Annotated in this window: 24 protein-coding genes; 10 read left to right on the top strand and 14 right to left on the bottom strand. The window is 73.0% G+C overall.

Annotation, left to right across the window (positions count from 1 at the left end; genetic code table 11):
* Positions 1–6: 6 nt before the first annotated feature.
* From ACTMS9_RS22310 to ACTMS9_RS22265, 10 genes are read right to left on the bottom strand one after another with little or no spacing between them, the layout of a single operon-like run.
* Positions 7–795 carry a hypothetical protein gene (locus ACTMS9_RS22310; RefSeq protein WP_441165906.1) on the bottom strand — a complete coding sequence of 263 codons (789 nt, stop codon included), beginning with the start codon at positions 793–795 and terminating at the stop codon, positions 7–9.
* Positions 792–2,048 (bottom strand): MCE family protein, encoded by a 1,257-nt coding sequence (locus ACTMS9_RS22305; RefSeq protein WP_441165905.1) that lies wholly within the window; start codon positions 2,046–2,048, stop codon positions 792–794. Before ACTMS9_RS22305 ends, ACTMS9_RS22310 begins: the two co-directional genes overlap by 4 nt.
* Positions 2,045–3,454 (bottom strand): MCE family protein, encoded by a 1,410-nt coding sequence (locus ACTMS9_RS22300; RefSeq protein ID WP_441165904.1) that lies wholly within the window; start codon positions 3,452–3,454, stop codon positions 2,045–2,047. Before ACTMS9_RS22300 ends, ACTMS9_RS22305 begins: the two co-directional genes overlap by 4 nt.
* On the bottom strand, positions 3,451–4,698 hold the full coding sequence (locus tag ACTMS9_RS22295) for an MCE family protein (RefSeq protein WP_441165903.1): 1,248 nt from the start codon (positions 4,696–4,698) through the stop codon (positions 3,451–3,453). Before ACTMS9_RS22295 ends, ACTMS9_RS22300 begins: the two co-directional genes overlap by 4 nt.
* Complete coding sequence (locus ACTMS9_RS22290; RefSeq protein ID WP_441165902.1) at positions 4,698–5,681, bottom strand: MCE family protein; 984 nt, start codon at positions 5,679–5,681, stop codon at positions 4,698–4,700. Before ACTMS9_RS22290 ends, ACTMS9_RS22295 begins: the two co-directional genes overlap by 1 nt.
* Positions 5,678–6,709 (bottom strand): MCE family protein, encoded by a 1,032-nt coding sequence (locus ACTMS9_RS22285; RefSeq protein WP_441148436.1) that lies wholly within the window; start codon positions 6,707–6,709, stop codon positions 5,678–5,680. The genes ACTMS9_RS22290 and ACTMS9_RS22285 overlap by 4 nt, the downstream gene beginning before the upstream one ends.
* Entirely contained in the window at positions 6,706–7,989 is a 1,284-nt protein-coding gene (locus ACTMS9_RS22280; protein WP_441148437.1) for an MCE family protein, read from the bottom strand. Before ACTMS9_RS22280 ends, ACTMS9_RS22285 begins: the two co-directional genes overlap by 4 nt.
* A 2-nt stretch (positions 7,990–7,991) precedes the next feature.
* The gene (locus tag ACTMS9_RS22275) at positions 7,992–8,795 is read right to left on the bottom strand and encodes an MlaE family ABC transporter permease (RefSeq protein ID WP_210775907.1); all 804 of its coding nucleotides are present in this window, start codon (positions 8,793–8,795) and stop codon (positions 7,992–7,994) included.
* 1 nt (position 8,796) lies between these two features.
* Positions 8,797–9,567 carry an MlaE family ABC transporter permease gene (locus tag ACTMS9_RS22270; RefSeq protein WP_441165901.1) on the bottom strand — a complete coding sequence of 257 codons (771 nt, stop codon included), beginning with the start codon at positions 9,565–9,567 and terminating at the stop codon, positions 8,797–8,799.
* A complete protein-coding gene (locus tag ACTMS9_RS22265) occupies positions 9,564–10,580 on the bottom strand; it encodes an ABC transporter ATP-binding protein (protein ID WP_441148439.1) in 1,017 nt (338 codons plus the stop codon). Before ACTMS9_RS22265 ends, ACTMS9_RS22270 begins: the two co-directional genes overlap by 4 nt.
* Before the next feature lie 161 nt (positions 10,581–10,741).
* Here ACTMS9_RS22265 and shbA point away from each other — a divergent pair, with 161 nt between their 5' ends.
* The 7 genes from shbA to ACTMS9_RS22230 all read left to right on the top strand — a co-directional run bounded on the left by shbA (position 10,742) and on the right by ACTMS9_RS22230 (position 16,680).
* Positions 10,742–11,320 (top strand): RNA polymerase sigma factor ShbA, encoded by a 579-nt coding sequence (gene shbA, locus ACTMS9_RS22260; RefSeq protein WP_441148440.1) that lies wholly within the window; start codon positions 10,742–10,744, stop codon positions 11,318–11,320.
* Positions 11,317–12,195, top strand: coding sequence for an anti-sigma-D factor RsdA (locus ACTMS9_RS22255; protein ID WP_441165900.1), 879 nt, complete (start codon positions 11,317–11,319; stop codon positions 12,193–12,195). The genes shbA and ACTMS9_RS22255 overlap by 4 nt, the downstream gene beginning before the upstream one ends.
* Positions 12,196–12,838: 643 nt before the next feature.
* Entirely contained in the window at positions 12,839–14,017 is a 1,179-nt protein-coding gene (locus tag ACTMS9_RS22250; protein ID WP_441165899.1) for an ATP-binding protein, read from the top strand.
* A complete protein-coding gene (locus ACTMS9_RS22245) occupies positions 14,017–14,478 on the top strand; it encodes a roadblock/LC7 domain-containing protein (RefSeq protein ID WP_357609896.1) in 462 nt (153 codons plus the stop codon). The genes ACTMS9_RS22250 and ACTMS9_RS22245 overlap by 1 nt, the downstream gene beginning before the upstream one ends.
* Before the next feature lie 29 nt (positions 14,479–14,507).
* On the top strand, positions 14,508–14,852 hold the full coding sequence (locus ACTMS9_RS22240) for a DUF742 domain-containing protein (protein WP_154936744.1): 345 nt from the start codon (positions 14,508–14,510) through the stop codon (positions 14,850–14,852).
* Positions 14,830–15,417 (top strand): GTP-binding protein, encoded by a 588-nt coding sequence (locus tag ACTMS9_RS22235; RefSeq protein ID WP_357609899.1) that lies wholly within the window; start codon positions 14,830–14,832, stop codon positions 15,415–15,417. Before ACTMS9_RS22240 ends, ACTMS9_RS22235 begins: the two co-directional genes overlap by 23 nt.
* Positions 15,418–15,438: 21 nt before the next feature.
* Positions 15,439–16,680, top strand: a complete 1,242-nt coding sequence (locus ACTMS9_RS22230; RefSeq protein ID WP_441148443.1) for a styrene monooxygenase/indole monooxygenase family protein — start codon at positions 15,439–15,441, stop codon at positions 16,678–16,680.
* Positions 16,681–16,780: 100 nt separating this feature from the next.
* On the opposite strand, the gene ACTMS9_RS22225 is transcribed toward ACTMS9_RS22230, so the two are convergent.
* Positions 16,781–17,167, bottom strand: coding sequence for a DUF2267 domain-containing protein (locus ACTMS9_RS22225; RefSeq protein ID WP_441148444.1), 387 nt, complete (start codon positions 17,165–17,167; stop codon positions 16,781–16,783).
* A gap of 440 nt (positions 17,168–17,607) precedes the next feature.
* On the opposite strand from ACTMS9_RS22225, the gene ACTMS9_RS22220 reads away from it, so the two are divergent.
* A complete protein-coding gene (locus ACTMS9_RS22220; protein WP_441165898.1) occupies positions 17,608–18,057 on the top strand; it encodes a hypothetical protein in 450 nt (149 codons plus the stop codon).
* Complete coding sequence (locus tag ACTMS9_RS22215) at positions 18,054–18,488, top strand: hypothetical protein (protein ID WP_441148446.1); 435 nt, start codon at positions 18,054–18,056, stop codon at positions 18,486–18,488. Before ACTMS9_RS22220 ends, ACTMS9_RS22215 begins: the two co-directional genes overlap by 4 nt.
* Positions 18,489–18,586: 98 nt before the next feature.
* Here ACTMS9_RS22215 and ACTMS9_RS22210 read toward each other — a convergent pair whose 3' ends face one another.
* Together ACTMS9_RS22210 and ACTMS9_RS22205 are read right to left on the bottom strand one after the other, a co-directional pair.
* Positions 18,587–19,093, bottom strand: a complete 507-nt coding sequence (locus ACTMS9_RS22210) for an ATP-binding protein (protein WP_441165897.1) — start codon at positions 19,091–19,093, stop codon at positions 18,587–18,589.
* A gap of 51 nt (positions 19,094–19,144) precedes the next feature.
* Positions 19,145–19,909, bottom strand: a complete 765-nt coding sequence (locus tag ACTMS9_RS22205; RefSeq protein ID WP_441165896.1) for an alpha/beta fold hydrolase — start codon at positions 19,907–19,909, stop codon at positions 19,145–19,147.
* Positions 19,910–19,978: 69 nt separating this feature from the next.
* Between ACTMS9_RS22205 and ACTMS9_RS22200 the strand changes: the two genes are divergently transcribed.
* The gene (locus tag ACTMS9_RS22200) at positions 19,979–23,059 is read left to right on the top strand and encodes a BTAD domain-containing putative transcriptional regulator (protein ID WP_441165895.1); all 3,081 of its coding nucleotides are present in this window, start codon (positions 19,979–19,981) and stop codon (positions 23,057–23,059) included.
* Here the strand turns inward: ACTMS9_RS22200 and ACTMS9_RS22195 are convergent.
* Entirely contained in the window at positions 23,025–23,579 is a 555-nt protein-coding gene (locus tag ACTMS9_RS22195) for a dihydrofolate reductase family protein (RefSeq protein WP_441148450.1), read from the bottom strand. The two genes, ACTMS9_RS22200 and ACTMS9_RS22195, sit on opposite strands and share 35 nt — an antisense overlap.
* Positions 23,580–23,675: the final 96 nt, after the last annotated feature.

Here is a 23,675-nt window from a genome sequence, read left to right as displayed (position 1 = left end):
CCTCTCTCATCCGACGAACTGCAGGCGGGACACCAGCCACTGGCCGGAGTCCTTGTCGTGGACCAGGTCCATCTGGATCCGGTAGTGCGACGGCCGCCCCTCGGGCGACTTGACGTTCTTGACGGTGGCGTCGACCGCCACCAGCACGACCGCCCGGCTGCGGTCGCCGGAGACCAGCCCGGCCCGCAGCACCGACCCGCGCGAGTCGACCTTGTTCTCCACCACCGCGGCCCGGACCTGGGACTGTCCCCGGCTGAACTCGTCCTTGAAGTCACCGGTGGCCCCGGCCGTGATCCGCTGGATGTCCCGGTCCACGCTGGCCGCGCTGACCGAGACGAAGTTGACGCTGGCCTGCTTGGCGGCGGCGATCGCCTCCTGCCGGGCCTGGTCCGTCGCCCGGTCGACGTACCACCGGTGACCGGTCATGCCGGCGGCGGCGAGGGCCGCAGCGAGCACCACCACGAGCAGGACGATCAGCGGGCGCCGCCGTCGCGTCGGCGCTGGCGTGGCCCGCTTCTCCGCGGGGCGGCCCCCGGCGGCCTCCTCCGGAGGAGCGTCCGCGTCCGCCGGGTCGTCACCGGCCGCCGGATCCGCCAACTCCGCCGGGTCCTCGACCGGTTCCTGGTCGAGCCGCTGCAGCAGGTCCTCGATCGGCTCCTCCGGCTGGGAAAGCTGACGGGGGACCATCCGGCGTTGCGCCGCCCGGCCCGGCACTCCAGGCTTCGCCCCCTTGATGATTTTCAGCGTGTGGTTCCTGCGTGCCTGCATCGCCACCTCCTTCTTCGCGCCGGTCACGGGGTCACCCCGGCGAGCAGCAACTGCTTCCACGACTGGTCCCCGGCCATCCGGGACTGACCACCGGTCCCGCCGAACTGCAACGGTCGACCGTCGGCGCCGAGCACCAGGCCGGTCGCCGGGTCGTACCCACCGGTGGTGGTTCCGGCCCTCGGCTCGGCGCCGGACGACGCCGGGCCGGCCGCCGGTTCCCGGCCCCCCGGTCGGGGCGCGTTGGCGTTGCCGCGCACGCTGGCGCCGGCCGCCCGCTCCCCGGCGTCGCACTTCGCGTTGCCACCCCCGTACACGCAGGACGGCGGGTCGTTGGCATTGACCACCAGACCGAGGTGCACGGTGCCGTCGCCCGGGGTGACGGTGAAACCGCCGGCGACGGCGATCGGGTACACCACCAGCATCTGCTCGATGCCGGGCAGCCGCCGGGCGGCGATGCCGTTGACGGTCACCAGATTGCCGAGCAGGGTGCCGACCGTCGGTTCCAGTCCCCGCAGCAGCGCGGACAGTTCACGCCCGGCGGGAGGTCCAGCGGCGAGCAGCCGCCGCAGGTCCGGGTCGGCCTCGCGGAGGGTGGCCGCCAGCTGGGCCAGGCCCGCCGCCCACCGGCGCAGCGCCTCGGCCGACTCCGCTTGGGTGGTGAGCACGGTACGTCCGTCGTCGATCAGCGCGAGCGTCTCCGGCAGCCGGGCGTCCGCCTCGGTCAGCAGCGCATCCCCAGCGTCGAGGATGCTGGCCAGCGCCGTCTCGTTGCCCTCGAACGCGGTGCCGAGTTCGGTGATCAGGACGGTGAGGTCCTCCGGGTCGACCGAGCGGACCAGGGCGTCGAGGTTGGTCAGCAGGACCTCCGGGGCGAGCGGGACGCCGGTCCGGTCCGCCGGAATCACCGCCCCGTCGGCGAGGTACGGCCCGCCGTCGCGGTCCGGGCGCAGGTCCACGTACTGCTCGCCGACGGCGGAGCGCTGCGCCACCACGGCCCGCAGGTCGTCGGGCACCCGGACGTCGCGCTGCAACCGCAGGTCGGCGCGGACCCCGTCGCCGTGCAGGGCGACCGCGGTGACCTGGCCGACCGGCACCCCGCGATAGGTGACCGGGGCGTTGGGGAAGATCCCACCGGCTCGGGTGAGGTCCATGTGGACGACGTAGCTTCCGCCGAGCAGCCGGTCGCCGACACCGACGTAGCGGACGGCGACGTAGCCGACGCCGAGGACGCTCACCAGCACGAACGCCAGAACCTGCAGTTTCGCGGTACGTCCGATCATGGCTTCAGTCCCCCTCCGAGGATGTCCGGCAGGCCGCCGATCTGTCCGGTCACCGCGCCGGTCACCGGCAGCACGCACTGCGCCGACATGACGGTGCCCGGGGGCAGTTCGGTCCCGGCGGGGAAGGCGGTGCCCGGTGGCACGACGCCCTTGGGCAGGATCAGTCCGCCGACGGGCACCGTCGAGCCGGGCTTGAGCAGGACGCAGCCCTCCGGCAGCAGACAGTCCTTCGGCGGCGTCCAGGTGGCGGGGAACCTGTCCGGGTCGGGCAGGCACTCAAGGATCGGCAGGCCGGGCAACGGACCGGTGCCGGGCAGCGGGACGGCGGGCGACGGCCCGCCGGCGGCGGGCGGCCTGGCCGGAGTGGCCGTTCTCGGCGGCGCCGCCGGGCCTGCCGGCGAGGGGGCCGCGGCGGCCAGGTTCGCCAGGATCGAGGCCGAGTCGAGGTCGGCGGTGACGGACAGGTTGACGAAGTCGCCGACGATCGCGCCGGTGACGTTCGGCGGGAACGGGTACGACAGCATGAAGTCCAGGGACTTCGGCAGGTCGTCACCGGCGCGTACCAGCTCCTCCAGGATCGGTTGCAACGACCGGAGGTTGGCCACGGTGTCGTCGCGGCTGCGGTTGACGACCCGGGTGCCGACGTCGCCGAGTTTGTCCAGGGCGGTCAGCGCGCTGGTCAGTTGGGCGCGCTGTTGCGCCAGCACGGTCAGGCCGGGGGCGAGGGAGTCCACCGCGTCGCCGAGCACCTGCTTCTGCCGGTTGAGCCGGCCGGTCAGCCGATCGAGGGCGTCGAGGGCGCGGACCAGGTCGGCCTTCTGCTTGTCCAGCCCGCCGATGAACTCGTCGAGCTGGCCCAGCGCGTCCCGGACGGCGGGTTCCCGTCCGGCGAGTGCGGTGCCGAGTTCCTGGTTGATGGTCCGCAGTTGAGCCAACCCGCCACCGTTGAGCAGCAGGCCGAGGGCGGCGAGGACCTCTTCGACCTCGGCGCCGCGGTTGGTGCGGGACAGCGGGATGACGTCGCCGTCGGCGAGTCGGCCGGTCGAGGCTCCGGTGATCGGCGCCGCGACGGTCACGTACTTCTCGCCCAGCAGGCTGCTCTGCCGGACCGCGGCAGTGGCGTTGGACGGCAGGCGCACGTCGGTGCCGATACGCAGGGTGACTCGCGCGGTCCAGCCGGCGAGGGAGATCTTCTCCACGCTTCCGACGGTCACGTCGTCGACCTTGACGGCGGCCTGCGGCACCAGGTCGAGCACGTCGCTGAACTCGGCGGTGACGGTGTACCCCTCGCCCTTCGGGGCGCCGCCGGGCAGCGGCAGGTCGGCGAGGTCGGGCAGGCCGCACCCGGTCGGGAGCAGCGCCATCAGGACCGCGCCGGCCAGGGCGCGCAGCGCCCGGGCGGTCACGGGGTGCCCCGCAGGATGCCGCCGAGGGTGGGGTCGCTGGTGATGCCGGAGCCGCCCGGCGCCTGGTCGGGGATCGACGCACCGGGGGAGCTGATGGGAGGTCCCGGTGAGGACCCGCCGGTCGCCGGGGCGCCGGGCGGCAGCTTGAGCAGCTTGCGCAGCTGGTCGGTCATGGGCAGCCCGCGCTGGTGCAGGGTCTGCGCGAGCGCCATGCACTTCGCGGGCACCTCAGCGGCGGGAAGCTGGTCGACCAACAGGGAGCAGGCGAAGCTGGCTGGGTCGTACGGGCCCATCGCGTTGTTGCGGGTGTCCAGGGTCCCGGACCGTGGGTTGTACGAGAGGGCGAGGTTGTTCACGGCGAGCGGGGCGACGTCGAGGATCTCGATGACCGCCTGTTGCTGGCCGACCAGCACGCCGGTGATCTCCGTCAGCGCGGCGACGTTGGAGGTCAGCGCGGCTCGGTTCTGCTTGACGAACGCGGTGACGTCGGCCAGCGCGGTGGCGAGGTTGCGCAGCGCGGCGGCCAGCTCGTCGCGTTGGCCGGCCAGTTGTTCGGCGACGTCGGCGAGTTGCTGGTTGAAGGCGCGCACCTCCCGGTCGCTGCGGGCCAGCGCGGTGGTGAAGCGTTGCAGGTTGGCGACGGAGCCGAAGAGGTCCTGCCGGCCGTCGGAGAGGGTGGTCAGCGCCCGGGACAGGCCGTCGAGGGTGTCGTGCAGGTTCTGCCCGTTGCCCTCCAGGTTGGCCCGGCCGGTCGCGACGAGGTCGGACAGGGCACCGTCGCGGTTGGCCCCCTCCGGGCCGAGGGTGCGGTTGAAGTCGTCGAGCGCCTGGTAGACATCGTCGATCTCCATCGGCGCGGCGGTCCGCTCCAGTGGGATCTCCGCCCCGTCGGTGAGCCTGGCGCCGCCGGCGTAGGCGGGGGTGAGCTGCACGTACCGGTCGCTGACCACGCTGGGCGGAACGATGAGCGCCTGCGCCTCGGCGGGGACGTCGATCCCCGGATCGTAGGACATGGTGACCTTGACACTGCGGCCCTGCGGGGTGACCGTCAGCACCTCGCCGACGCGAACGCCCAGCACCCGCACGTCCGATCCCGGGTACACCCCGACGGCACGCGAGAAGTAGGCGACCACCCGCCGGTCGGGTGTGCCGTCACGGAGGACGACCACGCCGGCGGCGACGGCCACCAGCAGGGCGGTGGCGACGGCGACCGGTCGTCGCCAGCGCTGGATGGGACCGGGCATCAGCGGCCTCCCCTCGTCGGTTGGTACGGCTGGAGCAGACCGGCCACGTACGAGTCGAACCAGCGGCCGTTGCCGACCACGTTGGCGAACGTCGAGACGAACGGGCCCATCCGCTGGATGGTCTTCTCCAGGTCTTCCTTGTTGCGCTGCAGGATGGCGACCACCTCGCGCAGCTTGCGCAACGCGGGCTCGATCCGGGCGCGGTTGTCGGTGACCAGTCCGGAGAGCTGCGTGGCGAGTTCGTCGGTGCCGACGAGCAGCTTGTGGATGGCGTCCCGACGCCGGCTCACCTCGGCCAGCAGCGCCTCGCCGTCGGCGACCAGCTTGCGGAACTCCTCGTCCCGGCTGGCCAGCACCGTGGTGACCGAGCGGGCGCGGGAGAGCAGGGTCCGCAGTTCGGCGTCGCGGTCGGCGACCGTGCGGGAGAGCCGGGAGAGTCCGACCAGGGAGGCGTTCACGCTGTCGGGCGTGTCGGCGAAGGTCTCGGACAGGGTGGTGAAGGCGGCGGCGAGCTGTTCGGTGTCGATCTTGTCGAGGGTGTCGGCGAGTCCGGTGACCGCCTGCACCACGTCGAACGGCGCCGCGGTCCGGGCGAGGGGGATCTGCCCGCCCTCGCGCAGCCGCCCGGGCCCGGCCGGTATCAGGGCCAGGTACTTCTGGCCGAGCACCGTCTTGATCCTGATCATGGCGCTGGTGTCGCTGCCGAGGCGGACGCTGTCGTCGTCCAGCCGGAACCGGACCCGGACGTAGGGCGCACCGTCTCGGGCGAGCTCCACCGCGGTCACCTTGCCCACCCGCACCCCGGCGACCCGCACCTCGTTGCCGGAGGTGAGGCCGCTGGCGTCGTGGAAGGCCGCCTGGTAGGCGCGTCCGGTCAGGTCGGCCAACCGGTCGAGCTGAAAGGCGCCCAGCAGCGCGGCGACGATCAGCGCCAGCCCGACCGTGCCGATGACGACGGGGTTGCGTTCCCGGAACGGTTTCACTGGCTACCTCCCGCGCATCGGGCGGCCGGGGCGCTGAACGTGGGCACGTCGATCGGCGCCCGGCCGGCCACCGCCACGTTGCCGTCGAAGTCGCAGAGGTAGAAGTTGAACCAGGAGCCGTAGGAGGCGACGCGGGTCAGGGACGCGTACCGTTCCGGGAGCCGGCCGAGGGTGCCGTCGATGACGGCCGCGTTGCGGTTGAGGTTGCCACTGAGTTCGTCCAGGGCTCGGATGTCCGCGGCGAGCGGTGGTCGTACCTCGTCGATCAGCGCGGACGTGGCGGTGGTGAGCTCACCGATGCTGACCAGCGACTCGCCGATGGCCTTGCGGTCGGCGGAGAGCCCGGAGACGAACTGCTGCAGCTGGCTGATGCTCTGGTCGAGGTTGCGGTCCCGTTCGGCCAGCGTGGCCAGGACGCCGTTGAGGTTGGTGACGACCCGTCCGATGACGGCGTCCCGGTCGGCAAGGGTGTTGGTCAGCGACGCGGTGCGTTGCAGCAGGCTGCTCACCGTGCCGCCCTCGCCCTGCAGCACCTGGATGATCTCGTAGGCGAGCTTGTTGACGTCGTCGGGGTCGAGGGCCGTGAACAACGGCCGGAACCCGTTGAACAGCACGGTGAGGTCCAACGCCGGCGTGGTCTGGCCGAGCGGGATGACGCCGTCGGCCCGCAGCGGCCGCCCCTCCCCCGGCCCCTCGCTGAGCGCCAGGTATCGCTGACCTACCAGGTTCCGGTAGCGGATCTTGGCGCGGACGCTGGTAGCCACCGGGACGTCGCGGGTGACGTTGAAGGCCACCTCCGCGACGGTGCTGTCGACCACCTTGATCCGGCTGACCTGGCCGACCTTCACCCCCGCGACGCGTACGTCGTCCCCGGGGAGCAGCCCGGTGACGTCGGTAAACCGGGCCCGGTAGGTGACGCCGCCGGGCGGGAAGGCACCGAGGGTCTGCGCGAGCAGCGCGGTCAGCAGCAGGGTCACCGCGGCGAAGACCACCAGCTTCAGCAGGGGCGCCATGGTCTTGCTGCTCATCGGGCGTTCACCACCCCTCCGCGTAGCAACGGCCCCCAGAGCAGGACCGCGATGTCGGGAACCTCCGCCGGCGGGGTGCCGGTGACGGCACCGACGAGCGGATTGACCAGGGCACGCTCCTCAGCGGTGCCGGCCCGGCCCATGCCCGGGGACCCGCCGGCCGGCGAGGTCCCCAGCAGGCCGACCGGCAGCGGGGTACGAGGGCGCTCGCCCCGGTAGTCGTAACCGTCGTTGATGGGCACCTCGGGCGCCGGCTTCCCCGGGTCGGGCACGCCCCGGCAGTGCGGGCCGTCGTGCGCGCCGTAGACCGGCTCGTCGCGGCCCTTCTCGTACTTGCCGCCGTCACGGGTGACCTCGAGGGTGATGTGCATCCGCCCGCCGGCGAAGACCTCCTCGACGCGGGGTTGCAGGGCGACCAGGCCGCTCATCATGCACGCGTACTCCGGGGAGTACGTGGCAAGCAGTTGCAGCACCGGTCGGCTGACCTGGCCGAGGGAGATGAGCTGGTCGCCGTGGCGGTCCAGGAAGCCGCGCGTGAGGTCCGCCGTGTCGGTGGTCTCGATGAGGAACGCCGCCAGCTGTTCACGCTGGTCGGTGACGGTGCGGGAGGTGACGGTCACGTCGCGCAGCAGGGCGAGCAGGTCGGGCAGCGCGGCGTCGTAGCTGTCCAGCACGACCGCCAGTTTCCGGATGTCCTCCGCGATGGTCGGCATGGCCGGGTTGAGCTGCTTGAGGTATGCGTCGAGTCGCTCGACGTTCGCGCCGAGCTGCTCGCCGCGTCCCTCCAGCGCGGTGGCGATGGCGCCGAGCGTCGCGGCAAGCTGGTCGGGCCGCACCGCCTGCAGCAGGGGCAGCGCCTGGTCGAGGACCCGTTCCAGCTCGACGGCCGTACGGCTGCGGTCCTGGCCGATGACCGCGCCGTCGCGGATCGGTGCGGCCGGGCCGCCGGTCGGCGGGACGAGTTCGACGTACCGCTCGCCGAAGAGCGTCTTGGGCAGCAGCCGCGCGCTGACGTCGGCCGGAATCAGTGGCGTCGTGGCCGGGTCCAGGGCCAGCCGGATCCTCGCGCCGGCGCCCTCGCTGCCCACCGAGCGCACCTCGCCGACGACCACCCCGCGTACCTTGACGTCGGCGCCCGGGCTGAGCTGCAGCCCGGCCCGACCGGCGTGCAGGGTTACCCAGGCGACCGGCGTGAACGCCTTCTTGTACTGCAGCACGGAGGCGGTCAGCGCCGCGGTCAGCAGGGCGATGAAGACGATGCCCAGAATGCGATTTCTCATGTTCACCCCGCGATCCGGACGGTGGTGGTCGCGCCCCAGATGGCCAGCGACAGGAAGAAGTCGACGATGTTGACCGCGACGATCGCGAGCCGGACGGCCCGCCCGACCGCGACGCCGACGCCGGCCGGTCCACCGCTCGCGGTGTAGCCGTAGTAGCAGTGCACCAGCACCACGATCACGCTGAAGACCAGCACCTTGAAGAAGGACCACAGCACGTCGACGGGGGGCAGGAACAGATTGAAGTAGTAGTCGTAGGTGCCGGCCGACTGATCGAAGTAGAAAACGGCGATGGTGCGGGTGGCCAGGTAGCTGGTGAGCAGCCCCACCACGTAGAGCGGGATGACCGCGATGAAGCCGGCGATCATGCGGGTGGTGACCAGGAACGGCAGGGACGGCACGCCCATCACCTCGAGGGCGTCCACCTCCTCGGAGATCCGCATCGCTCCGAGTTGGGCGGTGAAACCGCAGCCGACGGTGGCCGACAGCGCCAGCGCCGCCACCAGGGGGGAGATCTCACGAGTGTTGAAGTACGCCGAGACGAAGCCGGTGAAGGCGCTGCTGCCGATCTGGTTGAGCGCCTGGTAGCCCTGCAGGCCGACCTCGGTGCCGGTGAAATAGGTCAGGAAGCAGATGACGCCGACCGTGCCGCCTACCACGGCGAGCGCGCCGGAGCCGAAGCTCACCTCGGCCAGCAGCCGGACCACCTCGCGCTTGTATCGGCGCACGGTGCGCGGGGTCCAGGCGAAGGCGCGCAGGTAGAAGGCGAGCTGGCCGCCCAGGTCGTCGAGGTACCGCAGGCCCGGCATGTCAGCTTCCCTTCTGCGGTACAAGCTGGAAGTACACGGCCGTCACGACGAAGTTCAGCGCGAACAACAGCATGAAGGTGATCACGACGCTCTGGTTGACCGCGTCGCCGACGCCCTTCGGGCCGCCCTTGGCGGTCATCCCCTTGTAGGAGGCGACCAGCGCGGCGGCCGCACCGAACAGCAGGGCCTTGACCTCGCCCACCAGCAGGTCAGGCAGCTGCCCCAGCGCCTGGAAGCTGGCCAGGTACGCGCCGGGCGTGCCGCCCTGCATGACCACGTTGAACAGGTAGCCACCGCTCACCCCGACCACGCTGACCAGGCCGTTGAGCAGGACGGCGACCAGCATCGAGGCGAGCACGCGCGGCACCACCAGGCGCTGGATCGGGTCGATGCCGAGCACCTGCATCGCGTCGAGTTCCTCGCGGATCTTGCGGGAGCCGAGATCGGCGCAGATGGCCGAGCCACCCGCGCCGGCAATGATCAGCGCGGTGACGATCGGGCCCGCCTCGCGGACCACCGCGAGCACCGACGCGGCCCCGGTGAACGACTGCGCGCCGAGCTGCCGGACCAGCGAGCCGAGCTGCAACGCGATGACCGCGCCGAAGGGGATGGCGACCAACGCGGCCGGCAGGATGGACACCGAGCTGATGAACCAGGCCTGCTGGACGAACTCGCGGACCTGCACCGGCCGGCGGCCGAGGCCGCGCAGGGTGTCCAGGCAGAAGGCGAAGAAGTCGCCGGTGGCGCGGACGGCGGCGACGGGGGCGCTCATCCGGCCACCTCCCGGTGGTGCCGCCTGTCGGCGGCGAGCTCCCGGCCCAGCTCGATGGTCGGCTGCGCGGTGTCGCGACGGCCCTCGAAGGAGCCGGGTGGCGGGGTGACGCCGTTGTCCCGGCACCACTGCCCCGGCGGGCGCTCGGCCTGGCGGGGCAGCCCGTCCGAGGGCGGCAGCTGCAGCGGGATGGGCGGCAGCGGGGGCAGTTCGGCCCCGGCGTCCGCCTCGGCCTGCAACTCCTCGGCGTCCTTCTCCTCGGCCATCCCGATCGGGCCGACCCGCTGGGCGTTGAGGAACTGTCGCACCACCGGCTCGGTGCTGGACAGCAGCATCTCCCGGGGCCCGAACATGGCCAGGTGCCCGTGGTAGATCAGCCCGATGTTGTCCGGCACCGTACGCGCGGTGTTGATGTCGTGCGTGACGATCAGGAACGTCGCCCCGGTCCGCTGGTTGAGGTCGATGATGAGCTGGTTCAGGTACGCGGTGCGCACCGGGTCCAGCCCGGAGTCGGGCTCGTCGAACAGGACGATGCGGGGGTCGAGCACGAGCGCGCGGGCCAGTCCGGCCCGCTTGCGCATGCCGCCGGAGATCTCCCCGGGCAGCTTCTTCTCGGCGCCGACCAGGCCGACCATGTCGAGCTTCTCGTTGACCACGTCGCGGATCTGCGACTCGGACTTGCGGGTGTGCTCCCGCAGCGGGAACGCCACGTTGTCGTAGATGGTCATCGAGCCGAACAGCGCGCCGTCCTGGAACAGCACGCCGAACAGCTTTCGCACCTCGTACAGCGCGCGTTCGGAGAGCCGGGGCAGGTCCTTGCCCTCGATCCAGATCGAACCGGCGTCGGGCCGGAGCAGTCCCACCAGGGTCTTCAGGAACACCGACTTGCCGGTGCCGGACGGACCCAGCAGCACGGAGATCTCGCCCGCCGGCAGGGTCAGGCTGACGTCCGACCAGACCGGCTGTCCGCCGAAGGACTTGGTCAGTCCCTGCACCGCCACTTCGACACCCATGCGCCCTCCCTCCGTCGACATCACTGACATCGCGCCGGCCGGACGGAACGCAACACACTTCTTTGCGCAGGCGGGCGGGCACCCAGGGTGACCTATGCAAAGTGGCCCACGTCTCGATAGCGTGCGGTTAACCCGCCGGTAACGAAGGTGTCTCGCAATCCATGACCACATCGATCGAGCCAGAGCTCGTCCGTCGAGCCGCTGTCGGCGATCCGACGGCGGTCTCGGCCCTGCTCACCGACGTACGGCCAGGGCTGGTGCGGTACTGCCGGGCTCGGCTGGGCCGCGTCGGCGGGGCGTACACCACCGCCGACGACGTCGCCCAGGAGGTCTGCCTGGCGGTGCTGAAGGCCCTGCCCCGCTACCGGGAGCAGGGCAAGCCGTTCTCGGCGTTCGTCTTCGCCGTCGCCGCGCACAAGGTCGCCGACGCCCAGCGGGCGGCGGTACGCGACTCCGCCGTCACCATGACCGACACCCCGGTGGAGCACCCGGACGCGGCGCCGGGTCCGGAGCAGCAGGCCGTCGCCACCGACCTGGCCCGCCGGCTGTCGGTGCTGTTGCAGCGGCTGCCCGACGTCCAGCGGGAGATCATCACGCTGCGGGTGGCGGTCGGCCTGACCGCCGAGGAGGTGGGCACGATCCTCGGCATGTCGGCGGCGGCCGTACGGGTGGCCCAGTCCCGGGCCCTCGCCCGGCTCCGTACCCTTGCGGGCAGCGGACTTGACGAGGTGGCGGCATGACCAGGAACGAGCCCGACGGCGGCGAGCAGCTGGACCTCGGTACGGTCACCCGCGACGACCTGCTCCTCGACGCGCTCGGGCGGGGCGAGGAGGGCACCGACGGCGACGACCTCGCGGCCATGCTCGCCGCCTGGCAGGCCGACGTCACCGCCGGCGTCGACGAGACCGGGACGAGCGACCGCTTCCCCGCCGTCGGCACCCACGCCGGCGGGCGGGGCGGGGCCGACCTCCGTTCCGGGCCGTACGACGCCCGGGCCGGCCGCGTCCGACCGCGACGGCCCCGGCCGTGGGCACTGCGGCTGGCCGCCGCCGTGGCCGCCGTCCTCGTGCTGGCGACGGGACTGGGGGTGGGCAGCAAGAACGCCGGGCCGACGAGCCCGCTGTGGTCGTTGACCAAGGTCCTGCATCCCGAGCAGGCCGCGGTGCGCACCGTCGAGCAGAGCATCGCCCGCGCCCGCGACGCCGTCGCCGCCGGCCGGCTCGACGACGCCCGACACTGGGTCGACCGGGCCCAACAGGACCTGACCTCGGTCACCGACCCCGCCGACGCGGCCCGGCTGCGCGCCGAGATCGACGCCGTCCTGCGCGACCTGGCGGCGGCGAGCTGCCCCGGCTGGCCCCGGTGCGCCCCGCCTGCGCCGCCCGCGCCGGCCGCCTCGACGACCGGCGGTTCCCCGAGCGCTCCGGCCCCGGCTCCACCCCCGACCGCCCCGGCGTCGCCGTCGGCGCGGCCCTCGCCGCGGCCCAGCTCCGGATCCGGGCTCCTGCCGTCGCTGCCGTCGCTACCGAAGCCTCCCCCGCCGCCGGCGCCGAGCCCGTCGCTGCTGCCGTCACTGCCGGGGCTGCCGCTGCCCACCGGGGACCTGCTCGGCTGACCGTCCGGGCCGGCGCGGCGTCGTGCCACCCGGCCGGGTCGGTCGGTCACGGCAACGGATCGGCGCTGCACACCGGCCGCCACCGCCCCGGCCGACCCGACCGGCTTCCGCAGCCACCACCTCGTGCGCACTGGCGGCGCCGGCCGCCGGGCGGGGCCCTCGTGCGCACTGGCGGGGCGCGGTCCGTGACCCCGTACCGGCCGGTGACTCCGCCGCCCGACGTCCGCACCTGACACCGCCTCGTCGGGGCCAGCGGGGACGGTGGACGGCACCTGACCAGCCGTGCGCGGTGGTCACCCAGAAAATGATGTTGCGCTCTGACCGTTGCGCGCGATGTACAGACATGGCATCGACGCGACCGGCCCGGAACCGGGACGGCAGGCATGCGGCGGCACGACCACCGGCTGATCGACGCAGGTCGACCCGTACGCCTGCCGTCATCGCGCAGCCCACCCCGTCCTGCGCGGCCTCGGACAGGGTGGTGGCGCGGTGCGAAAAGCCTCAGATCGGCCGTACGGCGTTGCCACCATCAGGCAACGGTGGTTGACTGCTGCACCGTGTCAGAAACCCTGATTACCGATAGGTCTGCTATTTCGTGAAAGACGACGAGATGTCCACAGTGACGGCACCGCATCGTCGACGCATGACGTGGCGGCAGCGAGCGGCCCGGTGGCTCGATCCCGCGCTCGCGCAGGCGGACCCCGCCGCGGCGAGCCCACCCCCACCCGAGAACCACGCGGAGGATCTCTGGCCGGCGATCTGCGACCAGTTCGCGCTGCGCATCCTCGCCTCGGCGTACCAGATGGGCAGCCACCTCGAAGCAGTGGAGACCGACGAGCAGGACCCGGAACGGCTCGAACGGCTCTACCGCATCGACCACGCGAACACCCGCATCCGCCGCCACGCGGAGAACCTCCAGGTGCTACTGGGCCGCCGGGTCGAAGACGCCAGCCCGCAGACCGTCACCCTGGTCGACGTGGTCCGGGCCGCCTCCTCGGCCATCGAGCACTACCCGCGGGTCCGGGTCGGACACGTCGTGGACCTGGGCGTCGTCGAGTTCGCCGCCGACGACGTCATCCGGGTGCTCACCGAACTGCTCGACAACGCGACCCGCTTCTCGCCGCCCACCTCGTCGGTGGTCGTCTCCGCCTACGTCACCGAGGACGGCAGCGTGCTGCTCCGGGCCGAGGACGCCGGCGTGGGCATCGACCCTGGCCAACTACCGCAGCTCAACGCCATGCTGGCCGGCACCGCGCCGGCACCGGCCACCGGCAACCCCGCGGCCCACCTGGGCCTGCTCGTCGTCGCGCACCTGTCGCGCGCCCACCAGCTGCGGGTCAACCTCACCGCCCGCCCCTCGGGCGGCACCACCGCGACGGTGCTGATCCCCGGATCCCTGCTCTGCGAGGTGGCGCCCGCCGCCCGGCCGGGGCCTGCCGGCACCGCGCCGACGACGGCGGGCGGCCGGCCACCCGTCTGGGCCGGAATCCCGCAAGGGAGCGCGCAGATGTCCAGGTCCGACGACAGCAGGCGCGCCCCGACGGTGCGCCTGGCCACCCTCCTCGACGCCGCGCCGGCCGGCGACGGCCCGGCCCCGGACACCCGCCCGCCGGAGCCGGCCGGCGGCCTGCCCCGCCGGGTACGCGAGAGCGTACGTGGGCAGACTCCCTCGCCCGGGGCGCACCGCCCGCCGCCACCGGGTACGGCACCCCAGCCCCCGGCCCCAGCGCCCGGCGGGTCTGCCTGGCCCGATGAGACAGCCGACTTCGCCGCCGGGGTCGGCGACGCCCGACCAGCCACCCTCGACGAAGGACACCCCTGATGACCGGACCGCTCGACGCACGCCACCAGCAGATCGCCGGCCAGAGCCCGCCGGACTGCGCCTGGCTGGTCCGCCAGTTCGCCGACGACGTACCCGGCGTCACCCACGCAGTGCTCGTCTCCCTCGACGGACTGCAGCTCGCCGCGTCCGGTCGGGTGCCCCGCGACCTCGGCGACCAGCTCGCCGCCCTGACCTCCGGGCTGCTCAGCATCGCCGACCGCAGCGCCGCCCTGCTCGACCTGGGGACGTCGGAGTACCTGACGGTCCGGCTGCCCCACGGGCACCTGCTGTTCATGCGGGTGGGCGAGTCGGCGGGCCTGGCCGTGGCCGCCACGGCCGGCTGCGACCTCCGCGTCGTCGCCTACCGGATGACACAGTTCGTCGGAGCCGTCCGGCACGCGCTCACCCCGCAGGTCCGTAGCGAGTTGCACCGCCACACCGCCGGCCGGCCGGCCCGCTGACCGTCCCGGAGCCCAAGGAGGTCTCCACCATGCCCACCCCGTACTGGAAGGTGCGGCCCTACGTCCTCACCGGCGGGCGCACCCGCACCCGGCAGCACCTGCTGGTGCACACCCTGGTGTCGGTGCCGTACTACGACGCCGTGTTCGCCTCGGGCCTGCTGCCAGAGCCCCGTTCGCTCTACGAGCACGCCCGCACGACCCGGTCGGTCGCCGAGCTGTCCGCCGTCTGCGGCATGTCGCTGGGGGTGACCCGGGTGGTCGTAGACGATCTCGCCGCGACCGACCGACTGTGCATCCACGGCGACACCGCCGCCTCCCCGTTCGACCACCGCCTTCTGGAGAGACTCCGCGATGGCCTCCGTCAGCTCGCCTGAGCACCCCCTGCCGACGTCGGCGAAGATCGTCATTGCCGGCGGCTTCGGGGTCGGCAAGACGACGTGCGTGCAGTCCATCTCGGAGATTCCGCCGATCAACACCGAGGCGTGGATGACGGCGGCGAGCGAGACCGTGGACCGGCTCGATCCGGGGATCGACAAAACGACCACCACCGTGGCGATGGACTTCGGCCGGCTGACGATCGGCGGGGATCTGGTGCTGTACCTGTTCGGCACGCCCGGCCAGCCCCGGTTCTGGCCGATGTGGGACGACCTGTGTCGCGGCGCGGTGGGCGCCCTCGTCCTGGCCGACACCCGACGCCTGGAGGCGTCCTTCCCCGCGGTCAACTACTTCGAGCAGGACACCGACCTGCCGTTCGTGGTCTGCGTCAACCTGTTCGACGGCGTGCTCACCCACCGCCTGGACGACGTCCGGGCGGCCCTCGGACTGTCCGCCCACGTTCCCCTGGTCGCCTGCGACGTCCGGGACCCCTCGTCGGTCGCGCGGGCCCTGGTGACGGTCGTGGAACACACCATGGCCAGCACCGCCGGCGCGGTCCGGTAGCTCACCCACCTGGAGGTACAGATGCGCAGAATCCTGATCGTCGGGGCCGGTCAGTCCGGGCTGCAGCTCGGACTCGGCCTGCTCGCCGAGGGCTACGACGTGACCATCATGTCGGCCCGTACGCCCGAGGAGATCCGCCGTGGCTGGGTGATGAGCACACAGGCCATGTTCGCCGCCGCCCTGCACACCGAACGCCGGTACGGCCTGGATCTCTGGACGGAGCAGACGCCGCAGATTCAGGGGCTGCACGTGTCGCTGTCCGCGCCGCCCGGCGAGCGGGCCCTGCGCGTTCCCTGCCCGCTGGACGACCCCGCGCAGAGCACCGACCAGCGGCTGAAGATGGCCGCCTGGCTGGAGCTGTTCGAGCAGCGGGGGGGCACCGTGCACTACCAGGGCGTGACCACGGCCGACCTGGACGGGCTGACCCGGCTCGGCCGCTACGACCTGACCGTCGTGGCGGCCGGCAAGGGCGATCTGGTGGGTGTCTTCGACCGTGACCCGCAGCGGTCGGTCTACGCGACGCCACAGCGCGGGTTGGCCGTCGCGTACGTGCACGGCATGACGCCGGACCCGCTGTGGCCGCAGCCGCACGTCAGCTTCAACGCGGTGCCCGGGCTCGGGGAACTCTTCGTCATTCCCGCGCTCACCATGTCCGGACCGTGCGACATCCTGTTCTGGGAGGCGGTGCCGGGCGGGCCGCTGGACCTGTGGCAGGAGCGGCGGGATCCGGCCGAGCACCTCAGGCTGACCCTGGAGCTGACCCGGCAGTACACGCCGTGGATCCACGAGCGGTGCGCCCGGGTGGAGTTGACCGACGGGCGGGCCACCCTGTCCGGCCGGTACACCCCCACGGTGCGCCACCCGGTCGGCGAACTCCCCTCGGGCGGCGCCGTCCTCGGCATGGCCGACGTGGTGATCGCCAACGACCCGATCACCGGCCAGGGCAGCAACACCGCCGCGAAGTGCGCCGACGCGTACCTGCGGTCGATCCTGGACCGCGCCGACCAGCCCTTCGACCCGGAGTGGATGGAGCGGACGTTCGAGCGGTTCTGGGCCGACACCGGCCAGGCGGTCACCCACTGGACGAACGCCATGCTCCAGCCGTTGCCCCCACACGTGCAGCAGATCCTCGCCACCGCCGCGACCAGTCCGGCGGTCGCCCGTCGGTTCGCCTACGGCTTCTGCGACCCGAACGACCTGGACGACTGGTTCATGGCGCCGGACCGCGCGGAGCAGTACCTGGCCGCGGTCGCCGTCGGCTGACCCGCCCCCACCCCCGGCCGGCGCCGGTCGGCCGCGCGGCGGCGCGCCGGGGGATCCACCGTCGCCGGCCGGCCCGGGTACGACCGGGGGCCGGCGTCGGTCAGGGCCCGTGGGGCAGGGGCTCGGCCAGCGCCCGGAGGTCCGCCGGCAGTTGCACCATGGCGTCTTCGAACTCCCGGTGTCCGACCACCCGGTGCAGGGTCTGCAGGACGGCCCGTACGCCCCGTTCGGCGACCCCGCGGTCCACCCCGGCGCGGTCGCCCACCCGACGCAGGAACTCGTCGTAGCCGAACACCTCCGGATCCTCCGTGCCCTTGATCAGCAACGGGCTCAACTCGTCGGCGAGGTGGCCGGCCAGGGCCCCGGCCTGGCCGCCACTGATCCGCTGCGTGAGGGTGCCCAGGGTGGCCTCGGTCAGGGACCGCGCCGTCTCCGGCGGCACGCCCGCCCGGGCGGCGACCTTCTCGACGAACTTCAGCTCGGCCATGCGACGTCCTTCCGGTGGCGAGGCAGCGTGGCTACCCGCGGCCACGGTCGGCAAACGCTCCGCCGTCGGCACCTGGTGACCGGGTTCATTGGTGTTTTGCGCTTTTTTGGCTATTTGCCCGGAAGGTGTCTTGTTCCTGAACAGTGGCGAGGCCGCCTGCTCGACAGTCGAGAGGGGACATCCGGACGTCGCTCGACTCACCCCTTCAACCTCCCGCGGCGGCCCGTCCGAGACCGCTCGCGCCACCCCTGACCAGCGCTTATGTCGGATCCCATCAGTTGGGGCGACCGGAAACGGGTGGTATGACTAGAGGTGTCGACCACCGATGGCGCTCGTCGTCACACCCCGGTACCGCAGCGGGTGCCACCCCGGGCAGCGTGGTCGTACGCCTCCGGCAACCGCTCCCGACGGGGTACCCGCAACGACCTCAGGGAGTTGCCGTGCAGAGCATGCGAATCTGGCGCAACCGGCGACCGTTCGAGAACACCGTCCTGGTCACCGCGCCGGTGTGCGGGCTCCTGCTGATCACCCTCAACGTGCGCCCACCCTCGGTGGAGATGGCGATGCCGCAACCGATCCGGATCGGCTGGGAACTGGGCCTCATCGTCGCCGGGCTGGGCGGCCTGCTCGGCCTGACCTGGCCGGGACGGGTCTCCACCGCCCTCGGCATCGAACTCGCGGCGATGCTCCTGCTGGGCACCCTCGCCGGGATGTACTCCGTCGCCCTGGTGGTGATGTCCGGCCGGATGGCGATCGCCGCGGCGTCGTTCATCACCGCGGTCGCGGTGGGTTCGTGGTGGCGCGCCACGGAGATCCTGCTCGACCTGCGGAGGCTGATCCGCAACACCGACGTGGACAGCGGCAACTGTCCCACCGGCGGCCGACGATGACGCCGCCGGCCGACACCAGCACCGCGCCACAGTGGGTGCAGGTCCTCCTGTCCGTGCTGGGCGTGCTCGGCGGCGCCAGCGGCCTGGCCGCCATCGCCGCCGTCGTGGCCCAACGCGGCAAGTTCAAGGCGGAGGCGGCGGACATGCTCACCGACGCGGCACTGACCCTCGTGCAACCGATGCGGGTGCGGGTGGCGGAGCTGGAGGCGGAGGCACAGGCGGCCCGCGAGCAGCTGAGGACGGCCCGGGAACAGACGGAGCGGGCGACGGCCACGCTCAGCGACCTGCACGCGATGCTCGACCGCTGGTACGCGCTCATCTTCGCCCCCGACGCCACCCTGCGGTCGATCCGCAGCGCCGTACGGGAGGACCGCCGCAGGCGCGGCGAACAGTGGGACCAGGGGCCCGACCCGACGCGCCGCCGACCCTGACGGCGACCGCCGACGGGCCGGCACCGGGCGGAGTCCGGAGTCGACCGTCGGGCTGGTATCGCCGGCGCTGATCCGGTGCCGTCAGCCCGACCGCGGCGTCATCGCGGGTCGTCCTCGGCGGACCGGTGCGGCTCGGCGGTCGCGCCGTCGACGACGGGCGGGCCGGCGACGGCGTCCAGGCACGCGGTCACGGTGGCGGTGACGCCGTCGACCCCTCGGGTGAGCAGCAGGCCCTCACTCAGCCGGTGGGCCAGCCACAGGCCGCGTCCCCCGGCGACGTCGACGGGGGGCAGCCGCACCGGCAGACCTGACGCGGTCACCCCGTGGTCGCTGACCTCGCAGATCAGCACGTCGTCCTGGCGCCACAGGTCGAGGTGGCCGTGGCCGCCACCGTGGCGCACCGCGTTGGTGGCCAGTTCGTGCACGGCGAGAACGAAGTCGTAGCCCTCGTCACCCACGAGTCCCGCGCCACTGACCGCCGCCCGCAACCGGTGCCGCAGGGCGGTCACGGTGGAGGCGGTGAAGTCCTCGGACATGAGCACGGACACCGCGGTCGGCCGGGGGCTCACCAGCCCCGGGTCGAAAGCCGCAGCATCGTCGTTCACGCTCGCAGGTTACCCACGGTGGAAATTTCCGCGACCGTTGCGAGAAGGCAACTACCCGCGGTGATCCTCGTCCAGGAACTCGTCGATCATCGGGGCCAGCCAGTCGGCGCGGTGCGGGATGGTGGTGTGGGTGGTGCCGGGCAGGATGGCCAGGCGGCAGGACGGCAGGCCGGTCAGGTCCCCGGCCACCGCCCCGCCGAGCAGCCGGAACATCCGCACGGCGTGCTCGGGCTGGACGATGTCCGAGTCGGCCAGCACGATCATCGTGGGCGCGGCCAGCGCGCGGATCTGCTCGGGCGTCCACTGCGGCAGGTTCGCGTCCAGGACCTTCATCTTGGTGACCAGGTTGGGCCAGCCGGCCGGGTCGGGCGCGGTCCGCAGGTACTCCTCGTGGAACTCCGAGCCGTGCAGGTGTTCCGGTTGCAGGTCCTGGATGCCGTCCAACAGTCCCGGGTGCAGGCCGGCGTCGTCGAAGCTCACCGAGGCGAGCACCAGCCGCCCGACCCGGTCCGCGTGGTCGGTGCCGAGGCGCAGCGCGACCGCCGCGCCCACGCTCCAGCCGAACAGGTCCGCCCGCTCGACACCGAGGCGGTCGAGCAGCTCGACCACGTCGGCGGCGAAGTTCTCCACGGTCAGCGGACGGTCGATGTCCGGGGTACGGCCGTGTGCCTGCAGCTCGACCGCGATCACCCGCCGGCTCTTCGCCAGCAGCGGCAGGATCCTGCCGAACGAGGTGCCGATGCCGGAGAGCGCCCCGTGGACGAGGACGACCGGGCGGCCCTCGCCGGTGCCGTGTTCTTCGTGGTGGATGTCCATGTGCCCACGGTGGGCCACGGCGCTTACGGTCGGCTTCAGATCGCCTTCCGCGTCGATAGGATGGCCGCCGTGCAGTTCGGGGTGCTCGGGCCGCTCGCCGTCAGCACCGACGCCGGCGAGCCGGTCGTCGTACCCGGCACCAAGGTGCGGGTGCTGCTGGCCGACCTGCTGGCCCACCGCAACCAGGTGGTCTCGGCGGACCGCCTGATCGACGACCTGTGGGGCGAGGACGTCCCGGCCGATCCGGCCGGCGCCCTCCAGGTGCGGGTGTCCCAGCTGCGCAAGGCGCTCAACGACGCCGAGCCGGGCGCCCGCGAGCTGGTCGAGTCACGGCCGCCCGGTTACCTGCTGCGTACCGGCGCGGTGGACGCCGACCGGTTCGCCGACCTGGCCACCGCCACCGACGTGGACCGGCTGACCGCCGCCCTCGCGCTGTGGCGCGGCGACGCGTACGCCGACGTGGCCGACGCCGAGTTCGCCCGCGCCGAGGCCACCCGCCTGGCCGAGCAGCGGCTCGTGGTGCACGAACGGCTCGCCGACGCCCGGATGGCCCGCGGCGAGCACGACCTGGTCGCCGCCGACCTGGCCGAGCTGGTCGCCCGGCACCCGCTGCGCGAGGGTCTGCGGGCGTTGCAGATGCGCGCGCTCTACGCGGCCGGCCGTACGTCCGAGGCTCTGGACAGCTACGCCGACCTGCGCGACCGACTCGTCGACGAGCTGGGCCTCGACCCGGGGCCGGAGCTGGTCGCCCTGCACCGCAGGATCCTCGCACAGGACGCCGGCCTGAGCCCCCCGCCGAAGGCCGCGATCATCCGGAACAGCCTGCCGGCCCGCCTCGACGGGCTCGTCGGACGGGCCGAGGCGCTGACCGAGCTGCGCGCCCTGCTCCCGGCGCAGCGGCTGGTCACGCTGGTCGGGCCGGGCGGGGTCGGCAAGACCCGGCTGGCCACCGAGGCCGCCCGTGAGCTGGTCCTCCCGGACGGCGCCCACCTGGTGGAGCTGGCGCCGCTGCCGGTCGGCGACCCGCGCGTCGCCGACGAGGTGCTCGGGGCGTTGGACCTGCGCGAGGCGGCGGGCGCCAGCGTGTCCGCCGTCGACCGGCTGTCCGCGGTGCTCCGGCACCGGCAGCTGCTGCTCGTGCTGGACAACTGCGAGCACGTCATCGAGCCGGTCGCCGCGCTGGTCGCCCGGCTGCTGCGGGACGCGCCCGGCGTCACCGTGCTGGCCACCAGCCGGGAACCGCTCGGCCTCACCGGTGAGCTGCTCTGGGAGGTGCCGCCGCTGGCCGTACCCGAACACGACCGGGACCTCGACGCGGTCCGGCGCTCGGCCGCGGCCCGGCTGTTCGCCGCCCGCGCCGCCGCGCAGCACCGCGGCTTCCACCTCGACGAGCGGACCGCGCCGGCGGTGGCGCAGCTCTGCCGCCGGCTGGACGGCCTGCCGCTGGCCCTCGAACTGGCCGCGACCCGGGTACGCGCGCTCGGCGTGCAGGGCGTGGTGGACCGGCTCGACGACCGGTTCAAACTGCTCGCCACCGCGCAGCGGGACATGCCGCCGCGGCAGCGCACGCTGACCGCGGTGATCGGCTGGAGCTGGGACCTGCTGGCCGAGGCCGACCGCCGGGTGCTGGCCCGGCTCGCGGTGTTCAGCGACGGCTGCACGCCCGACGCGGCCGAGCAGGTGTGCCGGACCGACCTCGACGCGCTGGCCCGGCTGGTGGACCGTTCGCTGGTGGTGGTGGACGACTCGGGCGGGAGCCCCCGCTACCGGCTGCTGGAGTCGGTCGCCGCGTTCTGCCTGGAACGCCTCGAGGACGCCGACGACGTCCGGGCGCGGCACGCGGCGTACTACACCGACCTGGCCGAACGCGCCGACCCGCAGCTGCGCGGCGCCGACCAGCAGGAGTGGCTGGCCCGGCTCGACGCCGAGACGGCGAACCTGCGCTCGGCGCTGGCCCACGGCGGCGGGCTGCGCCTGGCGATCGCGCTGAGCTGGTACTGGTTCCTGCGCGGCCGGCTCACCGAGGCGCGGCGGGCGCTGGCGGTGCGGGGCGACCCGGCCGAGGAGGCGCGCGCCGCGCCGTGGCGGGCCGGGTTCGCGCTGCTGCAGGGCGAACCGATCGCGCCGGGCGACCTGCGCGCCGCCCTGGCCGGCGACCCCGGCGGCCGGGCCGCGTGGTTCGTCGCGAACGCGGTCCTCGATCGCAGCGACCTGACCCTGGCGGCGGAGCTGCTGCCCACCACCGTCGACGACGCCTGGACCGAGGCGGCCGTGCTCAGCTCGCGGGCCAAGCTCGCCCACGCCACCGGCGACCTGGCCACGCTGGAGCACGCCGGTACCCGCAGCGCGGCGTTGTTCGCGCAGCTCGGCGACCGCTGGGGCCGGTTGCAGGCGACCGACTGGGTGGGCGGCCTGGCCGAGATGCGCGGCGAGCACGAGCGCGCCGCCGCCCTGCACCGGGAGGGGCTGCGCTGGGCCGAGGAGCTGTCGCTCTGGCCCGAGGTGGGCAGCAAGCTGTCCTGGCTGGCCTGGCTGGCGGTGCAGACCCGCGACTACGGGCAGGGCCGGGAGCTGGCCGAACGCGCGTACCAGCTGGCGGTGGAGCAGGACGCGCCGAACGCGATGATCTTCGCGGAGATCGGCCTCGGCCTGGCCGCCCGCCGCGAGGGCAAGCTCGACGTGGCCGTCACGCACCTGACCCGCATCGCCGAGCAGGGCCGCCGCGAGACGCAGCCCGCGCTGTACCTGCCGATGGTCCTGGTCGAGCTGGGCTACGCGGCCGAACAGAACGGCGACCCGGCCGCCGCTCTGGCCCTGCACGTCGAGGCGTTCGACGCCGCGCAGGCGATGGAGTCCCCGCGCGACGCCGTCAACGCGCTGGAGGGGATGGCCTCGGCGGTGCGTTCGCCCGAGGCTGCGGCCCGCCTGCTGGGCGCCGCGGCCGCCGCGCGGGAGGCCGCCCGGGCCCCGGCCGCGCCGGCGGAGCGCGACGAGACCGACCGGGTGACGGTACGGCTGGTCGCCGCCCTCGGCCGGGACCGCTTCGACGCGCTGGTCGCCGAGGGTGGCAAGCTGGGCCCGGGCGAGGCCCGGGCCCAGCTGGAGAGCGCGTCCGTCAGCGGGCCGCCGTCGGCCGGTACGAGGCGATGATCACGCCACTGCGGTGGACCCTCGTGTCGACCAGCTCGAACGACGCCTTGAAGTCCTTCAGCGGTGCCGTCACGCTGTCGCCGCCCTCCAGCACCGGGTGGATCCAGAACCGGACCTCGTCGAGCAGACCGGCCGCGATCAGCTGGGTGGTGACCGAGCCGAAGCCGTACTGGAGGATGGCCTTGCCGTCCTGCGCCTTGAGCCGGGTCACCTCCTCGATCAGGTCGCCCTGCAGCACCTCGCTGTTCTTCCAGGTCGGGTCGGTCAGGGTCGTCGAGGCGACGTACTTCTTGACGTTGTTGAAGTAGGCGGCGCCGGTGCTCGGGTCGCTCTCGTCCCGGGTCGGCCAGGCGGCGGACATGCCGTCGTAGGTGATCCGACCCATCAGCAGCGCGTCGGCCTCGTTGGTCTGCCCGGCGGCGAAGGCGGCGGCCTCCTCGTCGAAGTACGGCATGGTCCACATGGGGTTCTCGATGACGCCGTCGAGGGTGATGTAGGTCGAGTTGATGAGCTTGCGCATCGGGATCTCCTGGGATGTCGGTGGTGCTCTCCGGTGACGCCCAGAACATTGCCGGATCCCGCTTACGATTCGCTTCAGGCGCCCTTACGCACGCCG

Source organism: Micromonospora sp. L31, assembly GCF_052068075.1.
GTDB classification, from domain to species: domain Bacteria; phylum Actinomycetota; class Actinomycetes; order Mycobacteriales; family Micromonosporaceae; genus Micromonospora; species Micromonospora purpureochromogenes.
Note: the sequence above shows the minus strand (reverse complement) of the source record. Positions and strands in the feature narration are given on the sequence as shown.